14 protein-coding genes and 2 pseudogenes are annotated in these 20,772 nt (G+C 68.4%); 8 read left to right on the top strand and 8 right to left on the bottom strand.

Annotated elements, in window-relative coordinates; genetic code table 11:
* Positions 1-89 precede the first annotated feature (89 nt).
* The 3 genes and pseudogenes from ACIBK0_RS41625 (at position 90) to ACIBK0_RS41615 (ending at position 4,671) form a co-directional block, all read left to right on the top strand.
* A pseudogene (locus ACIBK0_RS41625) lies at positions 90-1,579 on the top strand (carotenoid oxygenase family protein).
* A gap of 27 nt (positions 1,580-1,606) precedes the next feature.
* Positions 1,607-2,110 (top strand): DUF664 domain-containing protein, encoded by a 504-nt coding sequence (locus tag ACIBK0_RS41620; protein ID WP_399092251.1) that lies wholly within the window; start codon positions 1,607-1,609, stop codon positions 2,108-2,110.
* A gap of 413 nt (positions 2,111-2,523) precedes the next feature.
* A complete protein-coding gene (locus ACIBK0_RS41615) occupies positions 2,524-4,671 on the top strand; it encodes a zinc ribbon domain-containing protein (protein WP_399092248.1) in 2,148 nt (715 codons plus the stop codon).
* A gap of 3 nt (positions 4,672-4,674) precedes the next feature.
* Here ACIBK0_RS41615 and ACIBK0_RS41610 read toward each other — a convergent pair whose 3' ends face one another.
* Positions 4,675-5,745 carry an adenosine deaminase gene (locus ACIBK0_RS41610; RefSeq protein ID WP_399092245.1) on the bottom strand — a complete coding sequence of 357 codons (1,071 nt, stop codon included), beginning with the start codon at positions 5,743-5,745 and terminating at the stop codon, positions 4,675-4,677.
* Positions 5,746-5,800: 55 nt separating this feature from the next.
* Entirely contained in the window at positions 5,801-6,199 is a 399-nt protein-coding gene (locus tag ACIBK0_RS41605; protein WP_399092243.1) for a VOC family protein, read from the bottom strand.
* Positions 6,200-6,376: 177 nt separating this feature from the next.
* On the opposite strand from ACIBK0_RS41605, the gene ACIBK0_RS41600 reads away from it, so the two are divergent.
* The 4 genes from ACIBK0_RS41600 to sph all read left to right on the top strand — a co-directional run bounded on the left by ACIBK0_RS41600 (position 6,377) and on the right by sph (position 10,385).
* Positions 6,377-7,144 carry a phosphatase PAP2 family protein gene (locus ACIBK0_RS41600; RefSeq protein WP_399092240.1) on the top strand — a complete coding sequence of 256 codons (768 nt, stop codon included), beginning with the start codon at positions 6,377-6,379 and terminating at the stop codon, positions 7,142-7,144.
* Positions 7,098-8,159 (top strand): sodium-dependent transporter, encoded by a 1,062-nt coding sequence (locus tag ACIBK0_RS41595; protein WP_399092237.1) that lies wholly within the window; start codon positions 7,098-7,100, stop codon positions 8,157-8,159. The genes ACIBK0_RS41600 and ACIBK0_RS41595 overlap by 47 nt, the downstream gene beginning before the upstream one ends.
* A gap of 74 nt (positions 8,160-8,233) precedes the next feature.
* Positions 8,234-8,944: a dienelactone hydrolase family protein gene (locus ACIBK0_RS41590; protein ID WP_399092234.1), complete on the top strand. Its 711-nt coding sequence runs from the start codon at positions 8,234-8,236 to the stop codon at positions 8,942-8,944.
* A gap of 454 nt (positions 8,945-9,398) precedes the next feature.
* Positions 9,399-10,385 (top strand): sphingomyelin phosphodiesterase, encoded by a 987-nt coding sequence (gene sph / locus ACIBK0_RS41585; protein WP_399092231.1) that lies wholly within the window; start codon positions 9,399-9,401, stop codon positions 10,383-10,385.
* A 43-nt stretch (positions 10,386-10,428) separates the two neighbouring features.
* On the opposite strand, the gene ACIBK0_RS41580 is transcribed toward sph, so the two are convergent.
* Positions 10,429-11,334 (bottom strand): aldo/keto reductase, encoded by a 906-nt coding sequence (locus ACIBK0_RS41580; RefSeq protein ID WP_399092228.1) that lies wholly within the window; start codon positions 11,332-11,334, stop codon positions 10,429-10,431.
* Between the two features lie 235 nt (positions 11,335-11,569).
* On the opposite strand from ACIBK0_RS41580, the pseudogene ACIBK0_RS41575 reads away from it, so the two are divergent.
* A pseudogene (locus ACIBK0_RS41575) lies at positions 11,570-13,207 on the top strand (IS200/IS605 family accessory protein TnpB-related protein).
* Positions 13,208-13,213: 6 nt separating this feature from the next.
* Here ACIBK0_RS41575 and ACIBK0_RS41570 read toward each other — a convergent pair.
* From ACIBK0_RS41570 to ACIBK0_RS41550, 5 genes are all read right to left on the bottom strand, one after another.
* Complete coding sequence (locus ACIBK0_RS41570; RefSeq protein WP_399092225.1) at positions 13,214-14,185, bottom strand: antibiotic biosynthesis monooxygenase; 972 nt, start codon at positions 14,183-14,185, stop codon at positions 13,214-13,216.
* Positions 14,182-16,908, bottom strand: a complete 2,727-nt coding sequence (locus ACIBK0_RS41565) for a molybdopterin-dependent oxidoreductase (protein ID WP_399092222.1) — start codon at positions 16,906-16,908, stop codon at positions 14,182-14,184. Before ACIBK0_RS41565 ends, ACIBK0_RS41570 begins: the two co-directional genes overlap by 4 nt.
* On the bottom strand, positions 16,905-17,735 hold the full coding sequence (locus ACIBK0_RS41560) for an FAD binding domain-containing protein (protein ID WP_399092219.1): 831 nt from the start codon (positions 17,733-17,735) through the stop codon (positions 16,905-16,907). Before ACIBK0_RS41560 ends, ACIBK0_RS41565 begins: the two co-directional genes overlap by 4 nt.
* A gap of 530 nt (positions 17,736-18,265) precedes the next feature.
* Positions 18,266-19,153: a glycoside hydrolase family 19 protein gene (locus ACIBK0_RS41555; RefSeq protein ID WP_399092216.1), complete on the bottom strand. Its 888-nt coding sequence runs from the start codon at positions 19,151-19,153 to the stop codon at positions 18,266-18,268.
* Between the two features lie 293 nt (positions 19,154-19,446).
* Entirely contained in the window at positions 19,447-20,769 is a 1,323-nt protein-coding gene (locus ACIBK0_RS41550) for an aldehyde dehydrogenase family protein (RefSeq protein WP_399092213.1), read from the bottom strand.
* Positions 20,770-20,772: the final 3 nt, after the last annotated feature.

Genomic DNA, 20,772 nt, shown 5'->3' with positions numbered 1-20,772 from the left:
GAAAGGGCCCCAGCACTCCTGACCAGGCCGGTCCGCCGACGCAGACTCGTGAACGTCGGGCACGCGAACTGCGAGGCGGGGGTACCGAGATGACGGATCACACACGACGGACGGTCCTGCGGGGCGCGGCGGTCACGGCGGCGGGAGGGCTGATCGGCGGCATCGGCGGCCGAGCGGCGGCGCCCGCCCCACTCCGCGCACAGGACAGCAGGCATTACCCCTTCCTGGACGGAGCGTTCAAGCCCGTCACCGAGGAGCTGACGGCGTTCGACCTGCCGGTCACCGGACGGATCCCGCACGAACTGAACGGCCGATTCCTGCGAAACGGCCCCAACGTCCTCGGACTTGAGGACCCTCGCGCACACCACTGGATGCTCGGCGAGGGCATGGTGCACGGCGTGCGACTGCGCGAAGGCCGTGCCGAGTGGTACCGCAACCGCTGGGTCCGCTCGTCGTCGGTGGCCAAGAAGCTGGGCGAGCCCTACCCCGAGCCCGTGCCGCCGGACGACTTCCCGTGCAACACCCATGTGATCGGCCTGGGCGGACGAATCCTGACGCTCCAGGAGAGCGGACCCCTTCCGTACGAACTCGACCACGAGCTCAACACCGTGGGTACGTACGACTTCCGGGGCACCCTCAAGGGAGCATTCACCGCACACACCAAGTTCGACGCGGCGGCCGGCGAACTGCACGCGATCGCCTACTACCCGACCTGGGACCACGTCCGGCACCACGTCATCGATCACACGGGCCGGGTCGTGCGGACCACGAGGATCCCGGTGGCGGACGGGCCGATGATGCACGACTTCGCACTCACCGAGAAATACGTCGTGATCTTCGATCTCCCCATCACCTTCGACCCCCCGGCCGCGGAGCGCGGCGACCTCGTCCCCTACATCTGGAACGAGAAACACCCGATGCGCGTCGGCCTGCTGCCACGCGCGGGCGGCAGGGTCCGCTGGTTCGAGGTCGAGCCGGTCTACTACTCCCACACCCTGAACGCCTATGACGAGGGCTCCTCCGTGATCGTCGACATGACGACCTACCCGGCACCCTTCCAGGTCGCGGGCCGCGGCTCCGACGGACCCTACGGAGCCGGTACCGCCTCGCTCGAACGCTGGACCGTCGACCTGGCCCACGGTCGCGTACACACCAGGACGATCGACGACCGCCCGCAGGAATTCCCACGCGTCCACGAGGCGTTGGTGAGCCGGCGGCACCGGTACGCCTACACCGCGGCCGCCGCCGACATGACGCTCGCGTACACGACGGCCGACGGAAATCCACCCGACCGCGCCTTCAGCAACGCGCTGATCAAGCACGACCTGTTCCGGGGGACCACGCAGGTGCACCGCCTGCCGCGGGACGCCGCCGCGGGGGAAGCCGTCTTCGTCCCGTCGGCGGGGCGAAGGCCGAGGACGACGGCTACGCGATCGCGTACGTGCACAACCCCGATCGAGGGGCGGCCGACCTGGTGATCCTGGCCGCCCAGGACTTCACGGGTGAGCCGGTCGCCCGGATCCATCTGCCGGGCCGGGTGCCGCTGGGCTTCCACGGGAGCTGGATTGCGGACGCGTGAGGCGCCGCTGTGCGCCATGGTGGACGCATGCATGCGAAGGACATCCTCATCGACGCGTACAGCCGCATCCAGGAAGAAGTCCATGCCGCGGTCCAGGGTCTGGACCCGGACGACCTCAATGCCCGGCCCGCCGAGACCGCCAACTCCATCTCATGGCTGATCTGGCATCTCACCCGGATCCAGGACGACCACGTCGCCGACGCCGCGGAGCTCGACCAGGTCTGGCTGGCGCAGGGCTGGGAGAAGCGCTTCGGGCTCGATCTGCCCCGCCGGGACACCGGGTACGGTCACACCGCGGCGAAGGTGGCCAAGGTGCGGGTCGAGTCGGGTGACCTGCTGATCGGCTACTACGACGCGGTGCACGAACAGAGCCTGGAGTTCGTACGCGGGCTGACCGCCAAGGACTTGGAGCGCGTCGTGGACGAGCGCTGGACCCCGGCCGTCACCCTCGGCGTACGGCTGGTGAGCGTCCTGGCCGACGATCTGCAACACGTCGGCCAGGCCGCGTACGTCCGCGGGCTGCTCCAATAGGACGGTACGGGCCATGCGTCGCCGACGGCGACGACGCGGCGGTCGCGGGCGCGGCACACGATCTGCACGCTCGCACTCCGCCGGTAGTTCTTGGCTTAAGTCGAGCAGCAGAGCCCGGTCGGCGAACGGTAGTGCCCAGGGCCGGCCCCGCCCTGGGTCCGGGTTTCAGTCCCAGAGTTGTTCGACGTGCCGGCGCATCTGCGGTCCGGCAAACCCTGCCCCGCGCAGGCCGACGGTGGTGCAGTTGGCGTGGCGAGGCTCAGGCGCTTGGGCGAGGTCGTAGGGTGCCAAGCTCGCCTGCTACAGCGGGTGTTGTCAGTGGTGGCGTATAGCTTTGAATGTGATTGCCGGACGGTCACATGGCCCGACAGGTCTCCTGCATCGCCAGAGCCAGAAAGGGAGGTGGGATGCCCGTGACTACGACGCTGCTCGATGTGGCGCCCACTTCGGACGCTGGGCCTGGCCGCCGGTTCCGGGGAAAGAACAAGGCCGAACGCTGGAAACGCGGCGAGGACACCGAACTTGCGGTGATCCGCCTCACGCTCGACGTCGACAACCTCGACGACCTGCACCGTCTGGAGCAGCTGTACTCGGCGATGTGGTCGCTCAAGCGTGCCCTGCAGCGCGACGCCCGCGGCGCGGTGGACGCGTACTGGGCCGGGGATGTGCGCCGGGAAAGCGACGCGAAAGCGTGGAGGCGGGCTGTGGGTCTGTCCCGCGAAGGAATGGAGCGCCGCGGCTACCGGCACATGGAAGCCTCTCGGCACCTGGGGCATCATGTGACGAAGGCTCTGGTGATGCACCAGGCCGACGAAGTGTGGGAAGCCGTCGTCCGCCACCTGTTCCCCGATGCAACCGGCCGCAGGTTCGGCCGGCCGCAGGTAGGCCGCTGGTTCGACCACACCCGCATCCCCGGCCGTGCCCGATCGCACACCACCGCGCGGAAGTGGGAGACGTTCCGCCTGCACGGCACTCTCGCCGGGCACTTCACCGCCTACCGGCATAGGGACCTCAACTCGTCGGTGACCGCGCCTGAGCAGGCCGCCGGGTTGCCGCCAGGCACGCGTGTCCTCGAGCAGCCTCGGCGGCTGCCTGTGCCGACGCCGCCGTCGGGCCGTGTGTCGATCGGCGAGGTGACGTCGAAGGGCACGCCGAAGACCCGGGCCGCGACGTGGTGGGACCACACCGGACCCCTGACCGTCGTCTTCACCGGCGGCGCGGACTCCCGCCGTGGCGACCTCGTGTTGCCGGTGCGGCTGCCCGCGGGTTCCGGCCGATGGCCCCGTCTGCTGCACTTCCTGAACAACCCGGAGACGTGGCACAAGGTCGACCTCGTCCGGCGCCGCGATGCCGGCGCACCGGGTGGCTGGTCCTACGAAGCCCACTTGATGGTGCTGGCTGGCGGCTACACGTCCGCCGCCACCCGCGCCCGTCGCGGCGCCGCAGCAAGCATGGAGCGGGTCGGTGGGATCGACGGCAATGTCTCCAACCTCTCCGTCGTCTCCTTCCCCGACACCTTCGACCCCGACGACGGTCCAGCCGAAACGTCCCGGATCGAGCTCACCGACCGAGAATGCAACGCATTCGACAAGGCCCGCCGCAAGCAACGCGGCCGCACACGTGCACTCGACCGCTCCCGCCGAGCGTCGAACCCCGGCCAGTACGGGCCGTCGAAGCATCAGCAGATCCGCGCCGAACGCCGCCGAGCTGCCGGCCTGCCCGAACGGATCGTCCAAGTCCCCGGCGGTGCCCGCACGGCGAACAACGCCGGAGTCCCCAAGCAGGCCTACCGCAGGGACGACCTGTCTGTTGGCTACCGCCTCAACCGGGCACGCCTCGCCCAGGCCGCGGCCGCCGCGGCAGGGGCGAAAGACCACCGGGCCCGCCGCATCGCCGCAAGCATCGTTGCCGACCACGGCCCCCACCTCACGGTCGAGGACTGCGACATCCGCACGTGGTACCGGCTGTGGGGCAAAGCTCTGCAGGCCACCACACCAGGCCGGCTCATCACCGCCATCGGCCGCGAATGCGAGAAGACCGGCGGCCGCCTGCTGCGCGCCTCGACCTTCACCACCAAGCTGTCGCAGATGTGTCTGTGCGGCGAGCAGGTCAAGAAGGCCCTCGCCGACCGGGTACACGCCTGTCCCGCCTGCGGCCTGGTCGCCGACCGGGACCTCCTCTCCGCGGCCCTCACCGCGCACGTCCGGATCACCGACCCAGGCGACCCCAGCACGGCGCGCCTGGACATAGTCCAGGCGCGCACCACACAGACTTTGTTCTCACAAGGGCAGCAAGAGGCCCTGTCGAGTCAACCGCAGCGCGGTGCCCGCCCCGCCAGGGGCCGCACCCACGCGGCAGCCCGCCGTCCGGGAATCCCCAGACAGCGGGCCTCTGCTCGGCAAAAGACCGCCGCCCGGTACCGGCCCACCCCGAATGAGACCCCACCCGCGAACGAGCGGCACAAGGCCCACGTCGGAACAGCCGCCCCAGTAGGGAGCGCCCCGCCAAGAGGCGACACACCCGAAAAGGAACTGGTCGAACGGCATCTCATCACGGGATGACTCTTAGAGCGCGGCCTCGTAGCCCGGCAGCACCACATCGCGGATGAGGGCATTGCGCTCGTCGAAGGGGATGAACGCGCTCTTGATCGCGTTCACCGTGACCGTGCGCAGGTCCTCGACACCCCAGCCCGCCTCCTCGACCAGCAGCGACATCTCGCGGGTCATCGTCGTGCCCGACACCAGACGGTTGTCGGTGTTGAGGGTGACCCGGAAGCCCAGGTCGCGCAGGGCGGTGATGGGGTGCTCGGCGATGGAGGTGGCCGCGCCCGTCTGCAGGTTGGACGTCGGGCACATCTCCAGGGCGATACGGCGGTCGCGCACCCAGCCGGCGAGGCGGCCGAGCTTGCCGTCGACGATGTCCTCGGTGATGCGAACGCCGTGGCCGATGCGCTGGGCACCGCAGACCTGGAGGGCCTGGTGGATGCTGGGCAGGCCGTGGGCCTCACCGGCGTGGATGGTGAACGGGACGCTCTCGCCGCGCAGGTGCTCGAAGGCGGCCAGGTGGTCGGCGGGCGGGAATCCGTCCTCGGCACCCGCGATGTCGAAGCCGACGACGCCGCCGTCCCGGAACGCCACCGCGAGGTCGGCGATCTCACCGGTGCGGTCGAACATGCGCATGCCGCACAGCAGGGTGCCGACGCGCACGGGGGTGCCGGCGGCGGCCGCCTTGGCCATGCCCGCCGCGAGGCCCTCCTGCACGGTCTCGACGACCTCGGGCAGGGTGAGTCCGCCGTTCACCATCAGCTCGGGCGCGTACCGGACCTCGCCGTACACGACGCCGTCCTCGGCCAGGTCGAGGACGTACTCCTCGGCGGTGCGCAGCAGGCCCTCACGGGACTGCATCACGGCGAGGGTGTGCTCGAAGGTGGCTATGTAGCGCACCAGGTCGCCGGAGTTGGCGGCCTCGTAGTACCAGTCGGCCAGCGCCTGCGGGTCGGTGGTGGGCAGGGTGTGGCCGACCGTCTCCGCGAGCTCCACGAGGGTGGCGGGGCGCAGACCGCCGTCGAGGTGGTCGTGGAGTACGGCCTTGGGGAGGCGGCGGATGGTGTCGGCGTCGATGCGGTGCGCGGTCATGCGTGTCTTTCCTCGGCAGGTTCGGCAGGTGGTGAGCGGCGTGTTCTCGGGTGGCTCAGGCGGTGGTGGCAGGCTGCAGCAGGTCCCAGCGGTTTCCGTACAGGTCCTGGAAGACGACGACGGAGCCGTACGGCTCGTGGCGCGGCTCCTCCAGGAAGGTCACGCCGGCGGCCCGCATCCTGGCGTAGTCGCGGGCGAAGTCGTCGGTGTGCAGGAAGAAGCCCACGCGTCCGCCGGTCTGGTCACCGACCCGGCCGCGCTGCGCCTCGTTCTTGGCCCGGGCCAGCAGCAGCCCGCTGCCGCCGGTCTCGGTGCCCGGTTCGACGACGACCCAGCGGGAGCCGTCGGGGCGTGGCGTGTCCTCGACGAGCCGGAATCCGAGAGCGTCGGTGTAGTGGCGGATCGCCTCGTCGTAGTCGTCGACGACGAGGGTGACCAGGGCGATGCGTCTCATCGGGGCCTCCAGGGTTATACGTAACACGTAGCGTACGGCATCCGATCGGGTGCTCCGGGAACGCTCCCCACCTCTTAATCGTCTACAGTTGTGTAGACCGTCTACAGGATTGTAGTCACCACGGGGATGTGGGCTCTTGCCGCGTCCGTGTGACCACCAGGGAAGGGAGCCGCTCCGATGGCCTCAGCCCGGCGCATCGCGCCGTCGCGGGAGGACGCCACGGATCTCGCCGGTTCGGTGGCGGTGGGAAGCGCGGTCGCGTTCGTGCTGCTGACATTGATCCTCATCGGCCGGGACGGCGCGACACTGTTCGGCGACGAGGCCCTCACCTCCTGGTCGGTGGGACACCGCCCGGATGTGGCCCTCGCCGCGGCACGCGGAGTGACGTACACCGGCACGGGGATCGTTCCCTACGTCCTGGTCGCTGTGGCCGGCCTCGTCCTCGGTCGTACGGCGCGCCGGCGGATCCTCGCCGTCGTCGGCTGTCTCGGCTGCCTGGCCGCCGCGCAAGCCCTGCGGTACGGGGTGATGTCCCTGGTCACCCGCCCCCGCCCCGCGACGGCGGACTGGGCCACGCACGCCTCCGGCTGGTCGTTCCCCTCGGGCCACACCACCACATCCGCCGTCACCGGCGGACTGCTCATTCTCGCGCTGCTCGCGCGCGCTCCACGTGGGAGAAAGTCGCTCGTCGTGGTCATCGGCTGCTGGGCCGTACTGGTCGGACTGTCCCGTGTCTACCTGGGAGTTCACTGGTTCTCCGACGTCCTGGGCGGCTGGCTGTTCAGCCTCTGCTGGCTGAGTCTGTGCACCTACCTCTTCGCACGGTTCGCTCCCCGCGCCTGCTCCGCAATATCGGCGCCCCGTCTCCGCCCAGGTCCCACGACGGAAGAGCGCCGCCATGATTCGCACGCCCCACGCGACGTCCCCCCTCACTCTGCTCCGTAGCCATCTCGGATGGGCCGTCGGCGCGGCCTATCTCGCCGCCACGACGGTGCCGGCTCCGGGCCTGTGGATGCGCCACACGCACACGCTCGGCGCGGCCTGGGGCCTGGGACTTCCCGAGCTCCCTTTCAGAACGCCGCATTTCCTGCTGTCTCTCGTCCTGTTCACCGCAGGTCTCCAAGTGCCCCTGCACGAGCTGCGGGCATTACTCGCGCGCCCCACCGCGCTGCTGACCGGGCTCGTCCTCCACCTGGTCGCGCCGTTGCTGATCATCCCGGTGGTCGCGTTCGCGCTGCGGCAGTCGCCCGACACCGACGGGGGCAGTGGCCTGGTCGCGGCGATGATCCTGATCGTCGCCATGCCCGTGGCGGCCGGGGCCACGGTGTGGACCGGCAAGGGCGACGGCGATCAGCCGACGACGGTGGGCCTCGTGCTGGCGTCCACGATCGTCAGCCCCCTGACCACCCCGGTCACGATGACGGCGCTGTGCCCGCTGCTGAGCGGTGAGTACGCCGGCACGCTGGCCGGAGCGGCGCGGTCCGCGGGGAGCGGCTTCGCACTCACGGGGGTCCTGCTGCCCTGCGGTGCCGGCATCATGTGTCGGCTCGCCCTGCCCCGCCGTCTCATGGATCGGCTCCTCGACGCGGCGGTTCCCGCGGCGATACTCGCCTCGCTGCTGCTGACGTACATCAATGCCAGCGGCGTCCTCGGCCCCTTCCTCAGCCACCCCGAACCGGTGTTGTTCGCGGCCGCGTTGGCCGTCGCCGCCACCGTCTGCGGGCTGTCGTTCACGCTGGGCCGGACCACTGCGCGCGTACTGCGCCTCGAGCCTCCCGCCGGCGCCTCCGTCACGCTGGCCTGCGGGATGAACAACAGCAGCGCCGGCGCGGTCCTCATCACGACGGCGCTGCCGGACCGGCCGCATGTGTTGCTGCCGGTTCTCGCGTACAGCCTGCTGCAGAAGGTGGCCGCGGGCCGTGTCGTGCGGGCCCGGCGAGGTCGCGGTGCGCGCGCATGACATCGTGGAGATCGACTCGGGGCCGGCCCCGCCGCGCCCCCACCTGACGCTGCCCCTCACCAGAATTGAGCGACATGTCCGAGCTGCCGAAGTCGACCGGGGCCCCTGCCCATCAGAACGTGACGTTCCCGAGCGCCGGAGGTACCGCGCACGGATATCTGGCGTTGCCGCCCTCCGGGCGGGGACCCGGCGTGATCGTCATCCAGGAGTGGTGGGGCCTGACCGACCACATCGCGAATGTCGCGGACCGGCTGGCGGCGGAGGGCTTCGTGGCCCTCGCGCCCGACCTGTACGGCGGCAATGTGGCGCACGACAGCGGCGAGGCCTTCCGGATGATGCAGGAGCTGCCGGTCGCGCGTGGCGTCGAGCTGCTCTCCGGCGCGGTCGACCATTTGCTGGACCTGCCCGAGGTCACCTCGGACACGGTGGCGTCGGTCGGCTTCTGCATGGGCGGCGGCTTCGTCCTCTACCAGGCGGCGGCCGACCCACGGGTGAGCGCCGCGGTGCCGTTCTACGGCGTGATCCAGGGCGAGCTGCCCGACTTCTCCGGCCTGAAGGCGCAGATCCTGGGTCACTACGGAGAACTCGACACCAGCATTCCGAAGTCGAGCCTGGAGCAGCTGAGCAAGGCGACCCAGCAGCAGGCGGGCATCACCCCCGACTTCCGCCTCTACCCCGCCCAGCACGCCTTCTTCAACGACGGCCGTCCCGAGGTGTACGCCCCGGAGTCGGCCGCGCAAGCCTGGGAGAGCACGGTGGCCTTCCTGCACGAGCAGCTGGGCTGAAGGGCCTTCGGCAGCCGCCCGCCCGCGACGATGCCTCGCGGGCGGGCGCCGCTACGCCGCCTCCTGGGCAGCAAGTCCGTTGATCTCCACGCCGGTGAGCACGCGCGGCCCTCGCCCTCAGCTTCGCGTCACCGCGAGCATGGCCCGGCCCACCGTGTCCGTCGTGGTCATGTGCCGCGGGGACAGGCGGCGCAGCACCGGGTAGAGCCAGGAGGTGGAGGCGTACATCAGGCGGTAGGGACGGGTTGCGGCACGCGCGCCCCGCGCCGGCCGGACATAGGACGGCCGGAGACCTGGGCGCGAAGGGGCAGGGCCAGAAGTGCCTCCCCGGCCTGCTCCACTCTGGACGTACTTCTGGGAGACATCCTTTCCGTGCACGGGAGTTACCTGACAGTAATCCTCGGTGATTTGATGTGCGGCGCCACTCAACCCCCCTCACTCACAGGGAGATCCAGTGCCGCTCTCCTCACTGCGCCGCACTCAGGGCGCAGCCACCCTCGTCCTCTCGCTCACCGCCGCGGGCCTCGTCGGGGCCTCGCCCGCGTCGGCGGACACCGCGACGACGCCTTCGATGAGGGTGCTGACGTACAACGTCTTCCTCATGAGCAAGAATCTTTACCCCAACTGGGGGCAGGACCACCGCGCCGCGGAGATACCGAAGACCTCGTTCTTCCGCGGGAACGATGTCGTCGTGCTGCAGGAGGCGTTCGACAACTCCTCGTCGGACGCCCTCAAGAGCGCGGCTGCGAGCGAGTACCCGTACCAGACACCGGTGGTCGGCCGGAGCAGGAGCGGCTGGGACGCGACCGACGGGGCCTACTCGTCCGCCACGCCCGAGGACGGCGGCGTGACCGTGCTCAGCAAGTGGCCGATCCTGCACAAGGAGCAGTACGTCTACAAGGACGCGTGCGGCGCGGACTGGTGGTCCAACAAGGGGTTCGCCTATGTGGTGCTGAATGTGAACGGCACCAGGGTTCATCTGGTAGGCACCCATGCGCAGTCGACGGACCCGGGATGCAGCACGGGTGAGGCCGCCTCCATGCGCAGCCGGCAGTTCAAGGCGATCGACGCGTTCCTGGACGCCAAGAACATCCCGGCCGACGAACAGGTCCTGGTAGCCGGTGACTTCAACGTCGACTCGCGCAGCCCGGAGTACGCGTCGATGCTCGCGGACGCCGATCTGGTGGGAGCCGACGCACGGACCGGGCACCCGTACTCCTTCGACACACAGGAGAACTCCATCGCGCACGACCGCTATCCGACCGACCCGCGCGAGGATCTCGACTACGTCCTCCACCGCGCCGGTCACGCGCGCCCCGCGGTGTGGAAGAACGAAGTCGTCAAGGAGCAGTCCGCGCCCTGGACCGTGTCCAGTTGGGGCACCGACTACACGTACACGAACCTCTCGGACCACTATCCGCTGAGCGCGTACTCGGGCTGAGCGCGGCGGGCCCCTGCAGTGAAGCCGGCAGGGGCCCGCGGGCTCACTGCGCCCGCGTGTGGAGCGCGTCGAGGCGGGTCAGCTCGTCGTCCGTGAGACGGAGCGCGCCCGCGGCGACGTTCTCCGCCAGGTGGTCCGGGTTGCCCGTGCCGGGAATGGCGAGCACGTGCGGACCCTGGTGGAGGGTCCACGCCAGCCGGACCTGGGCGGGCGTCGCGTCGTGCGCCCGCGCGACGTCGAGCACCACGTCGTCGGTGGTGCCGCTCGGGCCCAGCGCGCCGCCCTCGCCCGCGATCGCGAAGAACGGCACGAACGCGATGCCCTGTTCGCCGCAGGTCCGCAGGAGAGCATCCGTCCCGGGGTCCGGGGAGTCGAGGCCGTACTTGTTCTGCACGCTCACCACCGGCGCGATGGCCAGTGCCTCGGCGAGGTGCCTGGGTTCGACGTCGGAGACGGCCAGGTGCCGGATCAGCCCGGCGTCGCGCAGCTCGGCCAGCGCGCCGAAGTGTTCGGCGATCGAGTCCTGTCGCATACGGCGCAGGTACACCACATCGAGGTGGTCGCGGCCGAGCTGGCGCAGATTCTCCTCGACATGGCCGCGCAGATCCTCCGGCCGGGCCGAGGTGCCCCACTCCCCCGAATAGTTACGGAACGGCCCCACCTTGGTGGCGATGACCAGGTCGTCCGCGTACGGGGCGAGCGCGCTGTTGATCAGTTCGTTCGCGGAGCGGAGCGAGGAGAAGTAGAAGGCCGCGGTGTCGATGTGGTTGACGCCCAGCTCGATCGCCCGCCGCAGCACGGCGATCGAGCGTTCGCGGTCGCTCGGTGTGCCGTGGTGGAAGGCCGCGCTGCCCGTCAACCGCATCGCGCCGAAGCCGATGCGATGGACGGTGAGATCTCCGAGTTTCCAAGTGCCCGAGGATGCAGCGTTGATCGTCTCTGAGGTCATCGCGGCAGTTTCGCACATGACTTGCGGATACGTGCGCGCGTTCAACGTGCTCACGGCCGACGCTGTCCGACGTCGCCGAGAGAGTTGGGGGGTACCCAACTGCTCGTGTCTGAGGTCGTTTGAGTGAGTGCAGGGCTGTCTGGCCGAGTCCGTTGCGGTTGTGGGGATGGGATTGTCGGTGGGTGCCGGTACGTTCGTGGTGCTGATGGTCACGGGAAGGGTGAGGGGGTAAGCGGTGCGGGAGAGGGGGTTGCGTCCGATCGCCCTGCCGTTCGTCGCTCTCGGGCCCTCGGGTGTGTCGATCCGAGACCGGCTGAAGGGTTTGACCGTCGAGGATGAGACGGTTCTGCGGTGGGTCGGCGCGCACAACGGCTCACTCGCTGCGAAGGACCTTGCCGCCCGCTGCGCTGATGGCCTCGACCACAGCAGCGACACGTGGGCAGCACGCAAGCGCTCGCTGACCCCTCATTCGTCGGCTCGCTGGGCCGGCTCCCTCACCAAGGCCACCCACGATCAGTGGGCGCTGGCCCGCTGCTGCCAGCAGGCGCACATCCATCACCTCGAAGCCGGGATCCAGACCATCGCGCACCGTCTGTCCCTGCCGATCGGCGAGCGCGGCTCGAAGAGAATGCCGGGCGGCTACCGCTCGAAGGGCGAGTGGTTCCACAAGAGCCGCCGCCTGCGTGTGCTGCAAGACCGGCTGGCGCGGGAGGTGAAGGATCGCGACAACGGCGTGGTGCACGTGGTGCGGGGCGGAAAGCGGCTGGCCCTCAACCGGCACCACCTTCCAGCAGCGCAGCTCACCGCGGATGCCTGGCGGCAGCGTTGGGAGGCCGGGCGCTGGTTCCTTCAAGCGGACGGGGAGAGCGGGAAACGATACGGGAACGAGACGATCCGCGTCACACCCGAGGGCGAGGTATTGCTCAAACTACCTGCGCCGCTGGCTGAGTTGGCCAATGCCGCACACGGCCGGTACGTCCTCGCCGCCCGGGTAGGATTCCCGCATCGAGGACAGGAGTGGGCCGACCGTCTGGTAGGCAACCGTGCCATCGCCTACCGCATCCACCTGGATGTGGCGCGCGGGCGCTGGTACATCACCGCCGCCTGGCAGCACACCCCGACCCGGACCCTTGGCATCGAGGCCGCGCTCGCCGACGGGGTGATCGGTGTCGACACCAACGCCGACCACCTGGCGGCCTGGCGTCTGGACGTCCACGGCATCCCGATCGGCCACCCCCGCCGCTTCTCCTACGACCTGACCGGGTCGGCCGATCATCGCGACGCCCAGGTCCGCCATGCCCTGTACCGGCTGCTGAACTGGGCCCACTCCTGCGGTGTCAAAGCCATCGCGGTCGAGAACTTGGACTTCACCGCGGACAAGACCAGGGAGAAGCACGGCCGCAAGAAGCGGTTCAGGCAGCTGATCTCGGGCATGCCCACCGGCAAGCTCCGCGCCCGTCTGACCTCCATGGCCGACCGGACGGGCATCGCGATCATCGCCGTCGATCCCGCGTATACCTCCAGGTGGGGCGCCCAGCACTGGCAAAAGCCCCTCACCAGCAAGAACAGGAAGACCACCCGTCACGACGCCGCGAGCATCGCGATCGGGCGACGCGCCCAAAGGCACCCGATCCGGCGACGGACGACACCGCCCCCACAGCACCAGAGCGATGCTGCGGGGCATCGGACCGTCCAGGCCCGACCAGGCACCTTTGGGCGTGAGGAACCCCGCCCCCGTATTCCCGGACCACGCACACGATGCGTGCCGCCCGGACACGGAGCGAACGCGGGAGACCAGCGTGCCCAACACCGTTCGGGACACGCGGCTGAGCAGGGGTTCTGGCAACAGGACCTACTCCCACTCAGTCCGTAGGAACGGTCAGGGCAGAGTCCAGATCTGCCTGGTGACAAGGTAGAAGACAACGGCCCAGAACACGGTCACCGCGGCGACGATGCCGAGCCCGACAAGGTTGGACTTCGCCGCCGATGCGTCCGGTGACGGCCGCAGCCACCGCTTGAGCAGCCGGTTCACGTAGTAGGGCATCGTGAAGAAGCTCATGATGAAGCTCGACAGTAGATTGCCCACAAGCAGTCCGAGCCAGAGCGGCATTCTCAGCGGTGACAGGGCGAGCGTCAGCAGTACAACGGTGGGGTACAAGCCGACCCAGACCGCGATGGCGGTTTTGGTTTCCGAGGGCGGCGGCGCTTCTATGCCGTTCTCTTCGAAGGCGAACCAACTGCCGAACGAGTTGTCGATCGTGCGCAGTCTGAAGTCGTTGAACTTCTCGCCTTCAGTCAGAAGTTCCTGCCGCTTCGTCGATGTCAACCAGGCGTCGAGGTGCTCTGCGTTGTCATATCGGTACAGCGTGGTCCATTCGTCCTGTAGTCCTTCGACCGGGCGGAAGAGTTCAGTTCCGCGAAAGCCTTCGAATTTGCTCTCCTCCTGGCTCATGTGGCGCTGCCAGTCGAGAAATTCGTCGACCTGGTGCGGGTGAACGCGGTGGGTCACCACGACGGTCGCCAGCGGATCCGTTGGCTGTGTGCCGCCGCTGACCACCTGCTGGGTGGCGGGACCGTCAAGATATTTGTTGCCGACATCGAGGAGACTCTGCCTGGTTGCGCTGTTGATCCACGCCTGCAGATGGGCTATCGAGTCGAATCGGTATACGACGACCCATTCGGGTTGCAGTGGTGTCGGCGGGGAGACCTCGACACCGAGGTGCCCTGGGTACCGGGCGGCAGCCACGTTGACGCCCTCCTGCCACGCCTCGTACTCCCGCTCCATTCCGGGCAGAACCTTCTGGCCGATGATTGCCGTCGCCGCGGCGCCTTCGTGCTGTTCGGTGGTCATGTGCTCAGGCCCGACGGCATCGACTGTTTTTCGTTGAGCCGGCTGTAGATCCGCTCCGGGGTCAGAGGCAGCGCACGGTAGCGGACGCCCGTGGCGTCGTGGAGCGCATTCGCCAACGCGGGGGCCACCGGGTTGATACAACATTCCGCCATGCCCTTCGAGCGCAAGGGCCCAAAGGAATCCGCCGATTCCACCAGGAGCAGTTCGGTGCGGGGGATGTCGGCGTAGGTGGGGATGCGGTAGTTGCGCAGGTTCGGGTTGACCATGACGCCGTTCGCATCGACCTGGTAATTCTCGGTCAGCGTGAAGCCGATCCCCTGGGCGACACCGCCTTCCACCTGTCCCCTGACTTGCTCGGGGTTGATGACCACGGCAGCGTCCGTCGCCTGGACGCTGTAAAGGACACGGATCTCACCTGTCACCCGATGGACGGCGATACGGAACCCCTGCGTATTGGAGGTGACGCTTCGAGGTGAGCCATGGGCCTTGCGGGCGGCGGTGAATCGGATTCCGCGTGCCCGGGCCAGTGCGACGAGCTCGGCCAACGGCACGCGCTGGTCGCCACAGGCGACATCCTCGGCGCCCATCGAGCACATCACGAGATGGACACCTGTGTGGGCGGCAGCGAATTCCAGGATGCGGTCGCGCACAGCGTTGGCCGCTCGAAGTACCGCATTGCCCGACACGAAAAGGCCTGCGCTGGCGAAGGCGCCGGTGTCGAATCCCGTGCGGTCGGTGTCGGACTGCACCAGGCGGATGCGCGACGGCGTCGTGCCCAGCTGGTTGGCCGCGATCTGGACATGCGCGGTCGACGTGCCTTCGCCGAATTCGACTGTTCCGACGGCCAACTCGTACATGAGGTCGTCGCCGAGCGTGACCCAGGCCTCGGAGATGTGTTCGGTCGGGGGCGCGGTCTCGTGCATGGAACTCGCGACTCCAGCGCCGACGAGCCAATCGGGGCCGGGGGACGGCTCATCGGCTGTACGGGCCATGGCACCGTCCACCAGATCGATGCACTTCGCGAGTCCATCCTCGGTGAACATCACGTCGTCGGGGCCGTCATGCAGAGCGACGAGCGGATCACCAGGCCGCACGATATTGCGCCGTCGCAGTTCGAGCGGATCGATGTGCAAGGCGAGCGCCAGTTCGTCCATGGCCGATTCCACTGCGAACGCCGGTTGCGTCATGCCGTAACCGCGCAGCGCCCCGCTCGGAACAGTGTTCGTATAGACGGAGAAGGCGTCGTACTTCTTGTTGGGGCAGCGGTAGATCATGACGGCCGCGCCGCCTGCGTACAGGGTTTCGCCGCCGTGATTGCCGTAGGCGCCCGTGTTCGACACATTGCGGACCTGGAACGCCGTGAGTGTTCCGTCCGCCTTCGCGCCGAGCTTGACCGTCAGCGTCATCGGATGCCGCGGCGAAGCCGTGGTGAACTCCTCTTCGCGGGTGTACTCGAAGCAGACGGGACGCCCGGTGTCCAGGGTGGCGAGCGCGACCAGATCCTCCGAGATCACTTCCTGTTTGCCGCCGAAGCCGCCGCCGACGCGTTTGCAGAACACGCGGAGCTGGTCAGGGTGCAGCGCGAAAAGATAGGCGAGTTTGACTTTCGCGATCGACGGCGATTGCGAACTGGTGCGGACGTTGAGACGACCGTCCTCCATCCAGGCAATCGAGCCGTGGGTTTCGAGATGCGCATGTTGCACGCGCGGTGACGAGTACGTTCCTTCGTGGATCACGTCGGCTTCTGCGAACCCAGCGTCGACATCGCCGATGTGCGCATGGATCTCGAGCAGGATGTTGTGGACGAGGTCGCGGGCGAACGGATCGTCCGTGGCGTGCAGTTGTGGCGCTCCCTCGACCATTGCCGCTTCGGGATCGAATACCGCCGGCATCACCTCGTATTCCACGACGACCTTTCGGCAGCCCTCTTCTGCTGCCCCGACCGTGTCGGCCAGGACCGCAACGACGCGTTGGCCGACGAAGCGGACCGTGTCGTCGAGGATGAAGGTGTCGTCCGGATCGACGAGATGGTCCGTGTGGATCGCTGTGGTGAAACGCTTGCGCGGCACATCTTCCCAGGTATAGACCCGATGCACGCCGGGAACCGCGAGTGCGGCGGTCTTGTCGATCGAGATGATTCGGGCGTGCGCGTGAGGCGAATGCAGCACCTTGAGGTGCAGCATGCCTTCCCTGTGGGTGTCCATCGTGAACTCGGCGCGACCGGTGACCACATCGTCGGCTGCCGGCGCACCGATGCTCGTCCCGACGGCCTTTCCCGGCGCGGCCGTCTCCACACCGACGACGCCCTTCACGGCATCCTCGATCCCTCGATAGCCGGTGCAGCGGCACAGGTTGCCCTTCAGCGCCCGTGGCAAGTCCTTCTTCTGGGCCTCGGTGAACGTTGCCGTCGTCATGATCATCCCTGCGGTGCAGAAGCCGCACTGGAACCCCGGGGCGTCGCGGAACTGCCGCTGCATGGGATGCAGGTTTCCGGGTGATCCGAGGCCTTCGATCGTTGTCACTTCACGACCGTCGGCGCGGAAAGCAGGAGTGATGCAGCTGTGCACCGGATTTCCGTCCAACCACACCGTGCATGCGCCGCAATCGCCTGCGTCGCAACCCTTTTTGACGCCGAAGTGGCCGAGTGAGCGGAGGAAAGTGCGCAGGCACTGGCCGGGTTCTGGTTCTTCGTCGAAGTTCTTGCCGTTCACGATGTAGGTCATGCCGGGCCCCCGGCGGTGAGTTCGCGGCGAATCTCTTCGGCGAAGTTCTTTGTCAGGTGGCGACGGTGCTCGGGGGTTCCGTTGGGATCGGCGAACCAGAGGTCGGCGGGAATGACGTCGATGCTCTCCTGCAGCGTACGGTCATCCGGCATGGTGTCGAAAACAATGCGCACGGGCCGTGTGGTGCCGGCCGTGACGGTGAGCAGCAGGTCGCTCTCTCCTGGCGTTTGAGTACCGATGAGGAACACCGTCGAACGGCCGAGGTGGGTCAGCGTGAAGCGACGGTGCGCGGTGCGCTTCCTCAGGGCGTGCGCCGGGATGTCGATGCGCCGCAAGATTTCCCCGGGGGTCAGAACATTCCGATGGTCGCCGGTCACGAAGTCGATGGCATCGACGACGCGTATGGATCCGTCGGAAGCCCACAGTTCGTACTTTGCCTCGAGTGCGACCGCGAGCGTGATCATGGGGCCGGCAGGCAAGGACATGCAGATGTTCCCGCCCACGGTCGCCGAGTTCCAGACCTTGAACGAGGACAAGAACGCCTCGCAGCTCTGCGCGAGAAGGGTGCCCGCGGTCCAATCACCTGGCGGCACAAAGGCATGCAGGTCGCGGATGGTGCATGTCGCGCCGATTTCGAGGCCCGCGTCGCTCGGGACGAGGGGAGCCCAAGGCAACGCCGTCAGGTCGATCAGGCGGCGCAGGCTTGGCTGCTCCACGGAAAACAGCCACGTTCCGCCGGCGAGCCAAGCGTCGCCGTCGTGCCAGTCCGCGCCTGGCCGATCATCAGAGGGTCGCCTGATGACTTCGGTGATCGTGTTGAGGTCCATGGGAACTGATCTTCCTCGCGACGAACTCGTGCGACGACCGCCTGCCGAACCCGCTCAACCAGCGCGCGGCGCTGGTTGAGTTCATTCTTCGATTGCGGCATTCGGCTCGATACAGGCGTCGAATGACGACGGGCCACGATGCGCCGCAGGAGCGGCACAAACCCGAGCGACGGAATCGATTTTTGGCCGCTACGGTCGAATTTCTCGAGGAGGAACCGGAGGATGCAGAAATCCTTTTCCATGGTATCGCAGAACGGGCCGACCCAGCCAATTCAGGGCTTCGGCTCGAAGCCCTGCTGTCTCGTTGCCTCAGGGGTCGTGCTGAACGGCCGCTCCCCCGCCACGTACTGCGTTCAGGTCGGTGGTCCCGATCTGGCCGCAGTAAGGGCCGGCGCCCGGGACTTCGGCGGACCGGGCCGACGAGGGAGCGGTGCGGACGGTGTCCAGTACGGCGGTGGCGGCGAGCCATGGGCGGGGTGTCGGTCGGACGGTCCCTTTCCACGCAGCTGCCGCCGGTGCCGGTGCGGGCGTCAGCAGTACAGGTTGCCGCCCGCCGTCGTGCCGAGGATCTGCACGAACCTCTGGTAGGCATCCACCCGGCTCTGCACCTGCGCGGGGTTCTTGCCGTCGCACTCCAGGGAGCCGTTGATGCTGCGGATCGTCTGGCCGAATCCGGCGCTGTTGACCATCGCGTTGTGGCCGGTCATCGTGCCGGGGCCGGTCTGCGTGTTCCAGTACCAGAGGCCGGTCTTCCAGGCCACCGAGGCGTCGTTCTGCACCAGGTAGGGGTTGTTGAGGAGGTCGATGCCGAGCGCGTCGCCCGCGGCCTTGTAGTTGAAGTTCCAGCTGAGCTGGATCGGGCCGCGGCCGTAGTACGCGGACTGACCTGCCGGGCAGCCGTACGACTGGCTCCAGTCGCAGTAGTGGGGGTAGTTGGCGGTGTTCTGCTCCACCACGTACACCAGGCCGCCGGTCTCGTGACTGACGTTGGCGAGGAAGGCCGCGGCCTCCTGCTTCCTGATCGTGTCGCTGCCGGTGTTGGCGAAGGCCGGATAGGCGCTCATCGCCGCCCGCAGCCCGCTGTAGGTGTAGAAGGAATTCCGGTTCGGGAACATCTGGTTGAACTGCGCCTCGCTCACGACGAAACCGTCCGAGGGCGTGGAGCCGCCGTCGCAGGCGTACGGCTCCCAGAACCAGGTGCTGATGGTGGGGTCGTAACCAGGGTTGTCGTGTTCGGCGATGTACGCCTTGCCGTCGGTGTACCGGACGATGTTGCCGGTGACGTAGGACTTGCCGGCCACCCAGTTCGGGTAGCTCGAACAAGCCGCGGCGGACGCGCTCGTGGCCGGCAGCAGCGCCGGTACGGCGGTTCCGACGACGATCGCGGCCATCACTGCGGAGATACGGCGCCTCGACACAGGGTCAACTCCTTCGCGCAGCACGGCCGCTCCCGGTACAAGGGCAGAGCGGAGCTGAGCCTTGCGCGCACGCGCCGGCGAGGCCGGCCACGGCACCGGGGGCGGCCGCGGTGGGGGGGTGTGGAGGCACACTCAACCGCTTTGGTATGTACCAGTCAAGGGTGTAGACCAGTCAGATCTGACAACGTTGGCAGAGAACTGCCGGGCACCCGGCGGGGGTTGGTCGACACGCCGGTGGCCCGGGCCCGTCCGAAGACCGGCCCGGGCCACCGCCCGCCTCACATCGGCTCGGTTCAGCCGAGCGGCTTCTCCAGCACCGCCTTGCGGTGGCTGAACGTCTCGATGGAGTAGCGGCCGTGATAGCTGCCCATACCGCTCTCACCGACCCCGCCGAACGGCAGGTCGGAGACGGTCAGATGGGCCAGCGGCAGTCCGAAGCCCAGGCCTCCGGAGGAGGTCTCGGCGGCGATCCGCTCCCGGGTGGTGTCCGACTCGGTGAAGACATACAGGGCCAGCGGCTTGTCCCGGTCGTTGATGAAGCCGATGGCCTCGTCGAGGTCCGCCACGGTGACGATCGGGAGGATCGGGCCGAAGATCTCCTCCTGCATGACGGGCGACTTGGGGTCGACGTCGGCGAGGACGGTCGGCGCGATGTACTTTTCGGCGCGGTCGCTGTCGCCACCGGTGACAGTGCGCCCGGAGTCGAGCAGGGCGCTGAGCCGGTCGAAGTGCCGCTCGTTGATGATCCGCCCGTACTCGGTGGCCGCCCGCGGCTCGGGGCCGTAGAGCGCCTCGACGGCCTGGGCGAGCTCGGACTCCAGGGCGCGGGCAGTCTCGGGGTCGGTGAGGACGTAGTCGGGCGCGACGCAGGTCTGTCCGGCGTTGAGGAACTTGCCGCGGGCGAGGCGGTCCGCGACGACGGCCAGGTCGGCCGCGCGGTCGACGAACGCCGGGGACTTGCCGCCCAGTTCGAGGGCGACGGGGGTGAGGTGCTCGGCGGCGGCGCGCATCACGATGCGGCCGACGGTGCCGTTACCGGTGTAGAAGATGTGGTCGAAGCGCTCGGCCAGCAGGGTCGTCGTCTCCGGGATGCCGCCCTCGACGACGGCGACCGCATCGGTGTCGAGATACTGCGGCAGCAGCCGGGCCACGACGGCGGAGGTCGCGGGGGCCAGCTCACTGGGCTTGGCGACCACGGCATTGCCCGCGGCCAGCGCGCCGAGCATCGGGGTGAGCAGAAGCTGCAGCGGATAGTTCCAGGGGGCGATGACGAGGACGACACCCAGGGGGTCGTACTGCGTCCAGGCCGTCGCGTCGGCGCCGAGGTGCACCGGGACCGGGGCGGACTCGGGCTGTAGCCAGCCGTCGAGATGTTCCAAGGTGTGGTCGATCTCGCGCACGGTGAAGTCGATCTCGGTGCGGAAGGCTTCGGTGGAGCTCTTGCCGAGGTCCGTGTGGAGGGCGGTGGCGAGGTCCTCGCCGTGCGAGGTGAGCATCTCGCGCAGGCGGCGCAGCTGGTTCGTACGCCAGGCGACGGGCTTGGTGCGGCCGGAGCGGAAGGTGGCGCGCAGCCGGGAGACGACGTCGGCGGGCTGTACGGGTGCGGAGTGGTTCACGGT

The sequence above is a fragment of the Streptomyces sp. NPDC050564 genome (genome assembly GCF_044457265.1).
Taxonomy (GTDB): Bacteria; Actinomycetota; Actinomycetes; order Streptomycetales; family Streptomycetaceae; genus Streptomyces.
This window is presented reverse-complemented; position numbering and strand designations above follow the sequence as displayed.

Excerpts from the sequence above, each read along its gene's own strand:
- ACIBK0_RS41605 (WP_399092243.1), bottom strand. The coding sequence starts at position 6,199 with ATGAGACGCATCGCCCTGGTCACCCTCGTCGTCGACGACTACGACGAG.
- ACIBK0_RS41580 (WP_399092228.1), bottom strand. The coding sequence starts at position 11,334 with ATGACCTCAGAGACGATCAACGCTGCATCCTCGGGCACTTGGAAACTC.
- ACIBK0_RS41565 (WP_399092222.1), bottom strand. The coding sequence starts at position 16,908 with ATGACCTACATCGTGAACGGCAAGAACTTCGACGAAGAACCAGAACCC.
- ACIBK0_RS41590 (WP_399092234.1), top strand. The coding sequence starts at position 8,234 with ATGTCCGAGCTGCCGAAGTCGACCGGGGCCCCTGCCCATCAGAACGTG.
- ACIBK0_RS41595 (WP_399092237.1), top strand. The coding sequence starts at position 7,098 with ATGATTCGCACGCCCCACGCGACGTCCCCCCTCACTCTGCTCCGTAGC.
- ACIBK0_RS41620 (WP_399092251.1), top strand. The coding sequence starts at position 1,607 with ATGCATGCGAAGGACATCCTCATCGACGCGTACAGCCGCATCCAGGAA.
- ACIBK0_RS41560 (WP_399092219.1), bottom strand. The coding sequence starts at position 17,735 with ATGGACCTCAACACGATCACCGAAGTCATCAGGCGACCCTCTGATGAT.
- ACIBK0_RS41570 (WP_399092225.1), bottom strand. The coding sequence starts at position 14,185 with ATGACCACCGAACAGCACGAAGGCGCCGCGGCGACGGCAATCATCGGC.
- ACIBK0_RS41600 (WP_399092240.1), top strand. The coding sequence starts at position 6,377 with ATGGCCTCAGCCCGGCGCATCGCGCCGTCGCGGGAGGACGCCACGGAT.
- ACIBK0_RS41610 (WP_399092245.1), bottom strand. The coding sequence starts at position 5,745 with ATGACCGCGCACCGCATCGACGCCGACACCATCCGCCGCCTCCCCAAG.